The sequence below is a fragment of the Rhodococcus sp. IEGM 1302 genome (genome assembly GCF_030056935.1).
Classification (GTDB): domain Bacteria; phylum Actinomycetota; class Actinomycetes; order Mycobacteriales; family Mycobacteriaceae; genus Rhodococcus_F; species Rhodococcus_F qingshengii.
Genome location: NZ_JASHKY010000029.1, coordinates 22,213 through 35,450, shown reverse-complemented (window position 1 = coordinate 35,450; position 13,238 = coordinate 22,213). Strand labels below are relative to the sequence as shown.

At 63.8% G+C, this 13,238-nt stretch carries 12 protein-coding genes; 3 read left to right on the top strand and 9 right to left on the bottom strand.

Going from position 1 to position 13,238, the window contains the following annotated elements:
• Positions 1-33: 33 nt before the first annotated feature.
• Entirely contained in the window at positions 34-1,401 is a 1,368-nt protein-coding gene (locus QM609_RS25340) for a phosphatase PAP2 family protein (RefSeq protein ID WP_054186903.1), read from the top strand.
• Here the strand turns inward: QM609_RS25340 and mnhG are convergent.
• Genes mnhG through QM609_RS25310 form a run of 6 tightly spaced genes read right to left on the bottom strand, consistent with a single transcriptional unit; the run spans position 1,367 to position 7,706 of the window.
• On the bottom strand, positions 1,367-1,711 hold the full coding sequence (gene mnhG, locus QM609_RS25335; protein ID WP_003945045.1) for a monovalent cation/H(+) antiporter subunit G: 345 nt from the start codon (positions 1,709-1,711) through the stop codon (positions 1,367-1,369). The two genes, QM609_RS25340 and mnhG, sit on opposite strands and share 35 nt — an antisense overlap.
• Positions 1,708-1,977 (bottom strand): monovalent cation/H+ antiporter complex subunit F, encoded by a 270-nt coding sequence (locus QM609_RS25330; protein WP_003945061.1) that lies wholly within the window; start codon positions 1,975-1,977, stop codon positions 1,708-1,710. The genes mnhG and QM609_RS25330 overlap by 4 nt, the downstream gene beginning before the upstream one ends.
• Positions 1,974-2,546: a Na+/H+ antiporter subunit E gene (locus tag QM609_RS25325; protein WP_003945063.1), complete on the bottom strand. Its 573-nt coding sequence runs from the start codon at positions 2,544-2,546 to the stop codon at positions 1,974-1,976. Before QM609_RS25325 ends, QM609_RS25330 begins: the two co-directional genes overlap by 4 nt.
• On the bottom strand, positions 2,543-4,243 hold the full coding sequence (locus QM609_RS25320; protein ID WP_003945059.1) for a Na+/H+ antiporter subunit D: 1,701 nt from the start codon (positions 4,241-4,243) through the stop codon (positions 2,543-2,545). The genes QM609_RS25325 and QM609_RS25320 overlap by 4 nt, the downstream gene beginning before the upstream one ends.
• Positions 4,240-4,872: a Na(+)/H(+) antiporter subunit C gene (locus QM609_RS25315; protein ID WP_003945054.1), complete on the bottom strand. Its 633-nt coding sequence runs from the start codon at positions 4,870-4,872 to the stop codon at positions 4,240-4,242. Before QM609_RS25315 ends, QM609_RS25320 begins: the two co-directional genes overlap by 4 nt.
• Positions 4,869-7,706, bottom strand: a complete 2,838-nt coding sequence (locus QM609_RS25310; protein WP_047268846.1) for a Na+/H+ antiporter subunit A — start codon at positions 7,704-7,706, stop codon at positions 4,869-4,871. Before QM609_RS25310 ends, QM609_RS25315 begins: the two co-directional genes overlap by 4 nt.
• Before the next feature lie 190 nt (positions 7,707-7,896).
• Here QM609_RS25310 and QM609_RS25305 point away from each other — a divergent pair, with 190 nt between their 5' ends.
• Positions 7,897-8,322: an NUDIX hydrolase gene (locus QM609_RS25305; RefSeq protein WP_054186909.1), complete on the top strand. Its 426-nt coding sequence runs from the start codon at positions 7,897-7,899 to the stop codon at positions 8,320-8,322.
• Here QM609_RS25305 and QM609_RS25300 read toward each other — a convergent pair.
• From QM609_RS25300 to QM609_RS25290, 3 genes are all read right to left on the bottom strand, one after another.
• A complete protein-coding gene (locus tag QM609_RS25300; protein WP_283337596.1) occupies positions 8,279-9,658 on the bottom strand; it encodes a hypothetical protein in 1,380 nt (459 codons plus the stop codon). The genes QM609_RS25305 and QM609_RS25300 overlap by 44 nt on opposite strands.
• 67 nt (positions 9,659-9,725) lie before the next feature.
• On the bottom strand, positions 9,726-11,150 hold the full coding sequence (locus QM609_RS25295; protein WP_054186904.1) for a hypothetical protein: 1,425 nt from the start codon (positions 11,148-11,150) through the stop codon (positions 9,726-9,728).
• Positions 11,151-11,159: 9 nt separating this feature from the next.
• Positions 11,160-11,795 carry a TetR/AcrR family transcriptional regulator gene (locus QM609_RS25290; protein ID WP_042926208.1) on the bottom strand — a complete coding sequence of 212 codons (636 nt, stop codon included), beginning with the start codon at positions 11,793-11,795 and terminating at the stop codon, positions 11,160-11,162.
• 128 nt (positions 11,796-11,923) lie between these two features.
• On the opposite strand from QM609_RS25290, the gene QM609_RS25285 reads away from it, so the two are divergent.
• A complete protein-coding gene (locus QM609_RS25285) occupies positions 11,924-13,192 on the top strand; it encodes a cytochrome P450 (RefSeq protein WP_003945041.1) in 1,269 nt (422 codons plus the stop codon).
• The last annotated feature ends 46 nt before the right edge of the window (positions 13,193-13,238 follow it).

Below are 13,238 nucleotides of genomic sequence, written 5' to 3'. Positions count from 1 at the left end.
ATATTCAGTTCACACGCCGTTTACTATTGTCCGGTGTTGATAGACAGTTGGTCCCAACGAGGGGGCGCACCCGGACAGTCGGACCGTTCGTGGTCGAGTTCTCACCGACTCCTTCTGATCGGCACAGCAGCATTGACCCTGCTGGTCCTGGGCGTGCAGGCGTTCGCGTCGTACAAGGGCTATCTCGGTCCGGTGGAAAGCCTGTTCGGTGACTACTTCCTCGTTCCCCGCTCCGCGACCATGCCTTGGGTGGGCCTCGCTCTCGCGCTCGTCGGACTGAACAACAAAGAACGCATCTACGCGGTATCCGCGGCCGTCGTGATCGACGTGGTCGTCGGCGCGATCCGCTGGTTCTCGGGTGGACCGCTGACTATGGGCACCGGCGGCACCTGGGTGCTGACGGCCATCGCGGTGTACGCGGTGTGGAAGTTGTCCGGTGAGCGTCGACTCAGCGTTCTGCACGGCGTCGCGCTGGGCGCGTTGCTCATCATCGCGGCCAAGGTTGCCGAGACGTGGCTGGAGATCACCATTCTCGTCGGCACCGACGTGTGGGACGAGTACGTCTTTCTCGCCGACCAGGCTCTCGGGAATCCGTCGTGGGTGATGGGCCAGATCGTCGACGCCATGGGCCCCGTCGGTGCCGCAGCCCTCGACTGGATCTACGTCGAACTACCCGTCGCAGTGATCGTGGTTGCTCTCTATCAAGTACGTAAGGGATGGCCGTCGCATCACCTGCTGCGCACGTTCCTGCTCATCGGGCTGATCGGCCCGATCTTCTACGTCCTGTTCCCGGTGGTCGGCCCGGTGTTCGCCTTCGGTCCGCGTGGTTTCGGATTCCAGATCGGTGACTACTGGCCGAACATCGTGCCCAGTTTCGACTTCGCATCACCGTCGTCGCTACCGTTCGACGACGCCGCGCCACGAAACTGCATGCCGAGCCTGCACACCGCGTGGGCAGTCGCGCTGTTCATCCACTCGCGCAGCGGACCGTGGTGGATTCGCAGCCTGGGATCGTTCTGGCTCGTTGCGACCCTGACCGCGACGCTCGGTTTCGGATTCCACTACGGCGTCGACCTCATTGCCGGTGCCGTCCTGTGCTTGACCCTCGATGCGGCGCTACGGGATCCGGAGCGAGGCTGGGGGTGGTTCCGAGTGCGTCTGTTGATCGGTGGCTCGGCACTCCTGGCGGGATTGTTGCTCTCGTACCGGTTCGCTGCGGTGCAGATGGCCGAGTACCCGGCGATCTTCGGGCCGCTGCTGATGGCTGTCCTGGTTCTCATGTCGGTGGCGTACTTCGCCACCTTCTTCGCCCGCCCCGGCACTGCTCTTGCGGTGTGGGGCGAGCGCGACGGCGAGTGGGATGCCGTTACAGGAGAGAGTCCGGGTCTTCCAGCTCGTTGATCTTCATGAGGTCGTCCTCTTCGCGCTGTTCGCGGTAGGCGACTCGGCCGACGCTGTGCGCGATCACGGGCGCCGTCAGCAGCGTGAAGATGCCCACCAGGACCAACATCCAGATGTCGACGCTCCCACGAAGCAGGAACACGGCGCCCATCAGGACCAAGATCAGTCCGACCACCTGAGGTTTCGTGGCCGCGTGCATACGACGCAGAGTGTCGGGGAAGCGAACGATTCCCACCGCGGCGGTCAGCGCGAGCAGCGCGCCGAGGAAGATGGAGATGGCCCCGATCGTGTCGAGGATGTTGCCGATCACTGGTCACTCACCCGGAAGCGCGCGACGGACACGGAACCGATGAAGCCGACCAGCGCCAGCGCGACGATCGCGGGAACAATGGTCGTGTCTTTGCTGTACGCGGCCCAGACCGCGAGTCCACACATCGAGACCGCGATGATCGTGTCCAGGGCGACGAGGCGGTCGAGTGAGCTCGGACCGTCGAGCAATCGGAACGTGGTCAGTACGGCGGCGATCAGCAGAATCACTCCGGAAATGATCAAGATCGTGGTGATGAACCCGTTCATGGTTGGTCCTCCTGCCGGGGTGCATCGAATTCGTAGTCGCGCTGGTGCCATGGGCTGGGTTGCCAGTCCGAATCACGTTCGAACGACGCGATGAACAACCGCTCGAGGTCCTCCACCGAGCGGTAGAACGCGCTGACGGCTTTCTGCGAGCCGACGTCGAGCACGTGGACGTAGACGATGCGTCGGTTCTGGTCGATCTCGAGAACCATCGTGCCGGGGATCAGGTTGAGAACGTCGATGCACAGGGTGAGAACCAGGTCGGACTTGATCCCGAGTTGGTACCGCAGAACTCCGGTGACCGGCGGCGGCGACGGACGGATCGCCAGCCACGCGACCTGGATACTCGACTGGATCGCGTAGTACACGATCATCCACAGCAGACGCAGAATCGACAGCAGATGTACCCGACCCTCGACCGGTACGCGGGGGAGGGGAAGCAGGACCATGATGATCAGGCCGACGGCGAGTCCGCCGAAGATGTTGCCGAAACTGATGTTGCCCCACAACAGGATCCATACGACCATCAGCCACAGCAGGATCCCGACGCGGAGTACCTGTTCGCGTTTCATCGCGGAGCCTCCTCGGTATTCGGGACGTCGGTGTTCGGGGCCTCGGTATTCGGAACGGCTGCGGGGTCGTCTGCAGCGACGGGAGCTTCGTCGACCGGCACGGGCCGGTGGTTGCCGAGAACCGCGTCGATGTAGATGGACCGGTCCTGCAGATCCTTCGCCGCTCTGTCGCTGATGTCGATGATCCGGCCCGCGAACACCGTCAGTGCCAGACCGACGATGACAAGTCCGACCGTCGGAATCAGCATGAAGAGCGGAATCTTGCCGACATCCTCGCGGTCGACGAACGCGATGTCCTCTTCGGACTCGTCGATCAACGCTGACGGGCTGACGTCGGCGAGGTCACCTTCGGGCGCGTCGGCCCGGGCTCGCCAGAAAGCCTTGGTCCACACGCGGGCGACGGCGTAGAGCGTCAGCAAGCTGGTGATCGTGCCGCCGGCAACGAGGATCCAAGCCAACGCGCTGGCGTCGGCCGCACCGGCCTGAAGGAGCGCGACCTTGCCGATGAAGCCCGAGAACGGCGGGATACCACCGAGATTCAGCGCCGGGATCAGGAAGACGATCGCGAGGATCGGGCTGGCCGCCGCCAGACCGCCGAGACGGCGCAGCGACGACGACCCGGCTTGTCGTTCGATCAGACCCACGACGAGGAAGAGCGTCGTCTGCACGATGATGTGGTGGGCGACGTAGTAGATCGCGCCGGACAGCCCGGACGTCGTGGACAGTGCGATACCGAAGATCATGTAACCGATATGGCTGACCAGTGTGAACGAGAGCAGACGTTTGATGTCGCTCTGCGCGATGGCACCCATGATGCCGACCACCATCGTGAGCAGGCCGCACACCATCAGTACGTTGTCGAGTTCTCCTTGCGGGAACAGCAGTGAGTGTGCGCGGATGATCGCGTACACACCGACCTTGGTGAGCAACCCGGCGAAGACGGCGGTGATCGGTGCGGGCGCGGTCGGATACGAGTCCGGTAGCCACGCGGACAGCGGGAAGACCGCAGCCTTGATGCCGAACGCCACGAGCAGGACAGCGAAGATGGCGGTTCGTGTGCCCGGCGGAATGTTGTCGAAGCGCAGGGCCATGTCGGCCATGTTGAGGGTGCCGGTCGCCGCGTAGGCGAAGGCGATGCCCGCCAGGAAGATCAGCGAGGACACCATCGAGACCATCACGTACGAGACGCCTGCCCGGACGCGGTCGGCGCTGGCACCGAGCGTCAGGAGCACGAAACTCGCGGCGAGCAGAACCTCGAACCCGACGTAGAGGTTGAAGAGGTCACCGGCGAGGAACGCGTTGGAGATTCCGGCAGTCAATGCGAGATAGGTCGGCAGGAAGATCGAGACCGGCTGGGCCTCGCTGCCGTCGCGGATACCCTGACCGATCGCGTAGATCATGACGGCGAGCAACACCACCGACGAGACCACGAGCATCATCGCCGAGAGACGGTCGACCACGAGTGTGATGCCGATGGGGGAGTCCCAGCCGCCGACCTGAACGGCCGTAGTACCGTCGCGGTCGGCGAGGTAGAGCAGCAAGCCCGACACCGCGACGACGCCGACGAGCGCGATCAGTGTGATCACGCGCTGGAAACGAGGACGTCGGCCGACGACCAGCGTCGCAGCTGCGGCCAGCATCGGGATCAGAACGGGCAGGGGCGCAAGGGCTCCCATCAGGTTGTCCGAGATGGTCATGCGCCTCCACCTCCCTCGATCTTGGTCTGGCGAGCGTCTTTGCGCCGCTTCTCGGATTCCTTCTTACGAGCAAGGTCGGTGGCCCAGTCGGGTACCGGTTCGTCCTCGAAGTCGCCGTCGTGGAGGTCGTCGTAGCATTCGATGTCCTCGAGGTTGACCAGTTGTTCGAGGGGAATAGGGTTGCCGTCCTTGTCGAATGCGTCGCCGCCGATGCTCGGGGCACCGGTGACCGGGTCGTCGGAGCGGTCGTGGTCGGGAGCGTCGGCAGGCAGGCGACGCTTGAGAACCTTGGTGTCCTCGGGATCGTCCTCGACGGCGTCGGCGGTGTTGATCTTGTAAGACCGGTACGCCAGTGCCAGAACGAAGCCGGCGATACCCATCGTGATCACGATCGCCGTCAGGATCATGCCCTGGGCGAGCGGATCCGCTATTTCCTCGTGGACCGAATCTCGGCCGACGATGGGCGGATTCCCGTCCGATCCACCGACGGTCAGGATCAAGAGGTTGATGGCGTTGCCGAATAGAAGTAGACCGAGCAGCATCCGAGTGATGCTTCGTTCGATCAGCAGGTAGACACCGGCCGACGTGAGGACGCCGATCAGGATCAGCATTCCGATGTTTGCGCTCATGGTGCTTTCACCTCGATTTCTGCGTCGAGGCGGGCGCCGAGACTTCGGAGTACGTCCAGGACCAGGCCGACCACGATGAGGTAGACGCCCAGGTCGAAGAACAGTGCGGTGACCAGTTTGACGTGGCCGATGAGCGGGAGTGTGAACTCGAAGACGGCGGACGAGAGCGCCGGGGCGCCGAGGAACAGCGACACCAGGGCGGTGCCCGCGGCCAGCGCCAAACCGAGGCCGAGAATCTTGCCCGCGTCGATGGGTACGGCTTCACCGAGTTCGTAGCGTCCGCCGGCGAGGTACCGAAGTACCAGCGCCAGGCCCGCCGTCAGGCCTCCGGCGAAACCGCCACCGGGGGCATTGTGACCGGAGAAGAAGAAGTAGATCGACAACACCATGATGGTCGGGAAGATCAACCTCGTGGTGACCTCGAGAACCAGCGAACGGTGTCGAGGATCGATGAGGTCTCCGCCGCGCAACCACGTCGTGTCCGAGTTGGCAGCTGCCTTGTCGACGATGACGGAGGGGGCGTCCGCGACGCGCGGCGCGATACCGAACCGGCGGTTGCGGAAGACGAGGCTGGCGACGCCTGTCGCAGCTACCAGCAGCACCGAGATCTCACCGAGGGTGTCCCATGCGCGGATGTCGACGAGTAGGACGTTGACGACGTTCTTGCCGTTGCCCAGGTCGTAGGCAGCGTCGGGAAGCAGCTCGTAGATCGGACGAGTGTTTCGGGCATTGGTCGCGAAGGCCGCGATGGTGGTGACGGTGATACCGACGGCGATGGCGAGTGCGGCACGCGGCCACTTGAAGCCGATCGCCTTGCTCTCGTCGACTTCGGCGGGGAACTTCCGGAGCACGAGCACGAAGATCACCAGTGTCAGTGTCTCGACGAGGAACTGGGTCAGCGCGAGGTCGGGTGCGCCGTGCAGCGCGAACAACACGCCGCAGCCGTAGCCGGTGAGTCCGACGAGGATGACGCTGGCGAGTCGGTTGCGCATCAGCGTCGCGGCGATGGCGGCCGAGATCATCATCAGCGCGATAGTGAACTGGATGGGTGAATCCCACATCCGAAGGTCGACTCCGCCGCCATCGGTGTCGATGATCAGCAGGAACAGCGGCACAACGACCAGCGTCGCGAGAATCGTCGACTGTGTGCGAGGGAGCGAACCACGCTGAGTGGCACCGGTCAGGCGCATCGAGATGGTGTCCATGCCGCGCAGGGTCGCGTCGTAGATACGGTCGGCGTTGCCGAGCGGCGGGTGCTCGAAGTGCAGTCGGCTGATCTGACGCTGCGCGATGTAGAGCGCGATGCCGCCGGCGATGACGATGCAGGTGAGCAGCAGCGGAGTGTTGAATCCGTGCCACAGCGCGAGGTGGTAGTCGGCGTGCGGTCCGGGGGCCAGCGTGGTGGAGTACGGCGTCAGCAGCTTCTCGAGCTGGGGCGAGAGAATGCCGGCGGCCAGACCGAGAACAGCGAGCAGGCCTGGCGCGAACAGGAACAGCCAACCCGGCTTGTGCATCTTGCTCACGGCTGGGCTCGGCTTGCTCAGGGTCTTACGTCCGAAGGCGCCCCAGATGAAGCGGACGCTGTAGCCGACGGTGAGGATCGAGCCCAACACGATCACCGTGACGACGGCGATGGACGACCAGTGGCCGAGCGCGTTCGTTTCGAGCACCGATTCGAGTGCGGCTTCCTTGCCGACGAATCCGAGTAGCGGTGGCAGACCGGCCATGCTGGCGGCAGCGAGGCTCGCGATGATCGCGAGAGCGGGTGCCGCTTTACCCAGGTGAGCAAGTTTGCGCAGGTCACGGGTGCCGGTCGTGTGATCGATGATGCCAACGACCATGAAGAGTGCGGCCTTGAACATCGCGTGCGCCACGACCATCGTCATGCCGGCCAGGGCGGCGTCACGCGTGCCGATGCCGACCAGGACCATCATGAAGCCGAGTTGGCTGACCGTTCCGAAGGCGAGGACGAGTTTGAGGTCGTACGCGCGCATGGCTCGCCAACCGGCGAGGATCATCGACAGCAGACCCAAACTGATGATGGTGATGCGCCACGGCGGCGAATCGGCGTACCCGGGAGCCAGGCGCGCGACGAGGTAGATACCGGCCTTGACCATTGCAGCAGCGTGAAGATAACCGCTGACAGGGGTTGGCGCGGCCATTGCACCGGGAAGCCAGAAGTGCAGGGGCACGATTGCCGATTTGGAGAGCGCACCGATCAGGATCAGGACGATCGCGACGGACGGGAGCCACCCCGTCGGCGGGTTCGCGACCAGTTCGGACAGGTTGTAGCTGCCGCCGACCTGGCCGAGGATGATCATGCCGACCAACATCGCCAGACCACCCGCGGTGGTGACCAGCAGTGCCTGGGTCGCGGCGCGGCGGCTGGTGGCGCGTTCGGCGTAGTGACCCACGAGCAGGAACGACAGGACCGTCGTCAGTTCCCAGAACACGTAGAGAAGCAGCATGTTGTCGCTGGTCACTAGCCCGAACATGGCACCCGCGAAGGCGACCATCTCGGCGGCGAAGATACCGAGTCGAGGTTCGTCGTCGGTGAAGTAGCGGGCGCAGTAGACCAGGATGAGCGTGCCGACACCCAGGACGAGCACGGCCATGATGGCCGAGAGCGCGTCGAACCTGAAGTCGATGTCCATCGACAGCCCTGGAACCCAGGTGATGTGCAGCGTCTCGACGGTGCCCCATTTGTCGATGACCCAGCCGAGGCCGGCGAGGGGGACTATCGCGAGGGGGAAGAAGCCGTTTCGCCCTAACCTGCGCACCACAAGCGGAGCCAAGAGGGCGGCAACGGCATGGGCAAGCAAGATAGCGAGCAAAAGGCACTCCGTCGTGTTGTCAGCGGGCGGCGGGGTGTCCGAACAAAATCGAACCTATCGGATTAACGAGACAATTCACCTTGTCGGAGAGGTTGTCTTTGCGTACATATTACCGGGCGTGGCAGTTTCGATGTGCAGCGAGTCGATTCGGACATCATCGGCACTCGCTGATACACGTAGGTTGGACGACGTGAATTCGTCGACACCCACCACGATCATCCGTACCGCTGCCCTTGCACACATTCGTGACCGCAAGCTGATCCAGACCCGCTCCGTGGGCAAGACGGCGTTCTACATGGCCGGCGGAAAGATCGACCCGGGGGAGACGCCCGAGCAGGCGTTGCACCGCGAAATTCGGGAGGAACTCGACGTCGATCTGGTCGACGGGACGGTCACGTTCCTCGACGTCTTCGAGGCTCACGCTTTCGGACATTCCGCGGACACGGGCCTGCACATGAGTTGTTATCTGGCGGAGATGGCCGGAGACCCGCACCCGACCAGCGAGATCGCCGAGTTCCGCTACTTCACGCTCGCCGAGTACGCAGCGATGGACGATGTGGCGCCAGGATCGCTCAAAGTGTTCCATCGCCTGGCGTCGATGGATCTGATCGACTGATCGGCGGAGGAACGGATCGATTGATCCGCCCCAATCGGAGACTCACGTAGGCGCAGACGGCCACGATGATCAGCGCCACGGCGTCGAGTATCAGAATGTCGGTCGAGATTTCGAACGGGCCGACCGTCGTGATGCCGTTGAAGGGCTTGTTCTCGTCGAGCGGCGTGTACGCCGTCCATCCGTAGTCGAACTGCGGATAGACGAGCAGGGCCAGCGCCGTCGGGCCGAAGATGACACCGAGTCCGACGAGTGCTCGCGACGCTCCGGTCCGCGGTGGCTCTCGGTACATCGCGCTGGCGATCGCGTATGTGACGACCGCAGCGGTGAAGGCGACAAGAAGATCGCTGATCGTGAGAACGTCACCGATCTTCGGCGACGGCGACGTGGCGTAGCTGACGATCCCGGCGACCGTGACCGTCAGGAGCAATCCGTAGCCGACGACTCGCGAGGGAGCGATCGCGCCGATCGCTGCCGCGGCGACGATGACGAGTCCGATCACGACGGCGGTGGAGGCGGGGGTTTTCGACCATTCCATAGCTTCGGTTGCGGGACGGTTCGCCGAGACCGCCGCCAGAGTTGCGACGGCAGCGGTACACATCAGCAGGATACGACTGCCGTCGCCCAGCACCCGCGCGCAGATCACCGTGATCACCAGCGCGACGAGTAGTAGAGGCACCGCCGCCGTGACGGTGGTGATCTCGAACCACCAATTCGCAGCGACCCCGAAGAGAGTGAGCACCGCCGCGATAGTCACCGGTCGAACGGCCATCCGTTCTTTGGGGTGGTCCTTGTCGAAGTCGTGGAACCAGAACGCGGCGACGCAGGCGGCGGCCAATGCCAGCGCGAGCAGTGTTGCCCCCAACACTGGTGGTTGAAACTGGTTGGTGTTGTCGGCGATGTAGTCTGCGTACCGCCGAGGAATAGCGTCCTCGTCGAGGAGTGAATCCGAGACATGCATGGCAACAATCGTTCCCGCGACGGAAGCGGCTCGGACCCGGGGAGCGGCAGCAACCGTGACCGCGCCGACAGCGACTCCCGCACCGACGGGTGAGAGTGCCTCGAAGTTGTGATCGTAGAGCCCGGGCAGTTCGAGTAGGAGTCCACCGAAGACCGTCATGGCCGCGGTCCGCAACCGGCAGCGGGCCATCATCGCGGCTGTCCCGACCGCGACGACAGCCAGAACGCCGGCGCCGATCGTCGAGATCGACCAGAACCTGTCGCCCGTCGAAATCGACGTCGACTGGCTGTTCACGAACGGTGCCAGGGCGACGACGGTGACGACGAATGCCGTCACGCCACTCAGCGCGACGAGCAGCGTCCTGCGGGCGATGGGCACTGCTCCAAAATAGTCAATCCGGTACCAGTTGCACCGCAATAGCAGGTCTCAGTCCGGTGACGGTGTGTCAGTCGACTGGCTCCGGTTCGATCCGAGATTCCGTGGTGTCGACGGGTGGATGGGACCGTCGGAGGATCGCTGCACCGCAGAAGCCGATGATCAAGGCGAAGAGGATTGCAGTGCCGACGGTCTGAGGGGTGACGTAGTCGACGGTGATTCCGACGCCGCGTCCGAATAATCCTCCGTCGCCGTGGGGAGAGACCGCATCGATATCGAGCTGGCCTTGGATGTATATCGACGTCATCATCGGTGGGAAAGCGAGCTGATCGGTGAGAACAGCGATCGACGAGAAGGTCATTGCGGCAAAGGGAATGGCGAGTCCGAGTGTGGCGTCGACCAGGCTGCCGGGAGCCAGGGCACCGAACAGCAATCCGGCGGCGAGACCCAGCGAGGCGATCTTCAGTGCGATTGACCAGACACCGTGCGCGGAGTCGAAGGGCAGTAGTTCTGACAGCGGTACCGCAACGAGAACGGCGATGGGAACGAGGTTTGGCACCTGCTTGTGCAGTCGCAATCCGACGGCGACCGGCAGGGCTGCGAAAAGCACCAGTACCCAGGGGGACTTCAGGTCTCCCCAGTGGCCGGAACCCTTCGCGATGTCGACGAACAGCGGAGCCGACGCAGCGGCCAGAGCGGTTGCGGCCCAGAGGAACTTGCCACCAGCACCGGAGGTGTCGCCGAGACGGTAGGCGGCGATCCATGTCAACGCGAGCGCAGCGCCCGCTGCCAAGACCATGACGATCCAGGCAGTTGCCTCGGACGCGTACTGCTGGCGATCGATCACGGCGCCGAGCACTCGATGCCCGATCGCCAGCGCGGCGATCACCACGAGCGCTATGCGGATTTCGCCCGCGTCGGGCTTGCGGATCCGGAAGCCGGATTGCGCGGTCACTGCACAGGCGATTGCTGCTGCGGCCGTGGCGCCGATCAGCCACCACGACGGCTCACCTACCGAAGACGTACTCATCCGGCCCGTCCCGCCGGCGAACGTGCGAACCGCGAGGAAGGCGGCAAGCACGCCGAGGAGGGTGGCGTTCTTCGTGGCGGTGCGATCCCAACTGACGGCAACCACACAACCCAGAATCGCACCGGCTGCAACACTTTTGACGATGATCAAGGCGATCAGCAGGTCCAGTGACGCAACCTCGGGCACGACTGCCCGAATGATCGCGATGACGGCGACCCCGACGGTGATCGCGATCCAGGCTGCCCGACGGGAGCCGCGACGCTGTGAGAGTGCGCAGGCAAGCACGGCAACCACGGCGCCGAGCCCGACAGCGGTGGGTCCACTGCTGATCCAGCGATCTACTTCCGACGGAGAGGCCACGATGGCCCAGTCACGGAGAACCGGATTGGTCAGGGCCAGCGCCGCGAGTATCCCGGACAGGAGCGCAGCGACGGTGGTGAGGATCGCTCGAAGATCGAGTGGCATCGGGCCAACCTATCGCGGCGCCGCAACATCGGTCGTGGGCGGCGTGAGTGCCGGAAACCAGATGTCGGTGAGAACGTCTGCTGCGACGTCCGCACCCGCGGTGATCGCGCCCTGTTCCGCCCAGCGAATGAAGAAGCGCTCGACTTGTGTCAGCAGGAGCTCGACCCGGAGTTTCGCCTCGTCGTGTCGGCTCTGCGGCCAGCGTGCCAGGTACGACGGCATAGCGTTGGGCAGTGCTGAGATGCCTTCGCGGGCCAGTGTGCGGAACTCGGGTTCGAGGACCATGGCCTCGTCCCACGCCCGCATCATGTGGTGGTGATCGCGGCACCAGTCGAGAGCGCGGTTGATCCAGCCGGCGAATTCTTCGCGCGAACCGGAATCGAGTACGTGGTCGAGATCCTGGAATATGGCGAGGGTGCTGGATACGACGGTGTTCGAGCCGAGCGCCTTGAGGATGTCGATCTTTCCGGGAAAGTGCAGGTAGAAGGTGGCTCGGCTGCAACCGACCCGGCCGGCGATGTCCTCGACGGTGACAGCCGCGTATCCGCGTTCGGTGAAGAGCGCGCCGGCGGCATCCACGAGGTCTGCGCGGGTTCGCTGCTTCTGCTTCTCTCGCAGCGTCAGTCTGCCGGAGGTATCTGTCATTACCAGGATCCTAGTGCCGCGGGGGCTCTCACGGGTCAGTTGCACGAGACTCTCCGTCTTTCACTTGACAGTCCGTTAGTGAAAGCTACTCTGTGGTGTAGCGCACATTCGACCGATCAGAGGACGCCATGACCATCTCGGACACAACACGCACGCCTGACCTGCCGGCCGGATTCGACGTCACCGATCCTGCTGTCCTCGGGGAGCGGATCCCTTTCGAGGAATTCGCCGAACTGCGTCGCAACGCACCCGTGTGGTGGTGTGAGCAGCCGCCGACGGTCGGTGGATTCCAGGACGAGGGCTACTGGGTGGTCTCGCGTCACGCTGACGTCAAAGAGGTCAGCCAGCGCAGCGATGTGTTCTCGAGCTGGGAGAACACCGCGATCGCGCGTTTCGCCGACGACATGCCACGTGAGGCCGTCGAGATGCTCCGGCATCTTCTGCTCAACAAGGATGCACCGGAGCACACCAAGCTCCGCAAGCTGATTTCGAAGCTGTTCACGCCTCGCGCGATCAACGGCATGCGCGACGAATTGGACCGTCGTGCACGGAGCATCGTCGACACCGCTGTGAGCGAAGGCCCGGGCGACTTCGTGAAGCAGGTTGCCAGCGAGCTGCCGCTCCAAGCGATCGCGGATCTGATCGGTGTACCGCAGGACGATCGAGACAAGCTGTTCAAGTGGTCCAACGAGATGATGGGCTACGACGACCCGGAATACCAGGGTGATCCGGCAGTCGCGTCCACCGAGGTCCTCGGATACGCGTACCAAATGGCAGACGCACGTCGTACCTGCCCGGCAGACGACATCGTCACCACTCTGGTCCAGGCCGACATCGACGGCGACTCCTTGAGCCCGGAGGAGTTCGGGTTCTTCGTGCTCATCCTGGCGGTCGCAGGGAACGAGACCACTCGCAACGCCATCACGCACGGAATGATCGCGTTCCTGGACAACCCCGAGCAGTGGGAGCTGTACAAGAAGGAACGTCCCAAGACGACGGCCGACGAGATCGTCCGTTGGGCGACACCCGTCACCGCCTTCCAGCGCACCGCGCTCGAGGACACGGAATTGGCAGGAGTGTCGATCAAGAAGGGGCAGCGCGTGGTGATGCTGTACAGCTCCGCGAACTTCGACGAGGACGTGTTCGAGAACCCGATGACGTTCGACATCACTCGTAACCCCAATCCGCACTTGGGCTTCGGCGGAACGGGCGCGCACTTCTGCATCGGTGCCAACCTCGCTCGTATGGAGATCGACTTGATGTTCAACGCGATCGCCGACAACGTCCCGGACATCACCAAGATCGGTGATCCGCGCCGTCTGCGCTCGGGTTGGATCAACGGCATCAAGGAGTTCCAGGTCGATTACAAGAGCACAGGCTGCCCGGTCGCTCACTAGAGTCGGTAGGTGAGAGGTACACCCCACGATCTCGAGGAGCCACCGC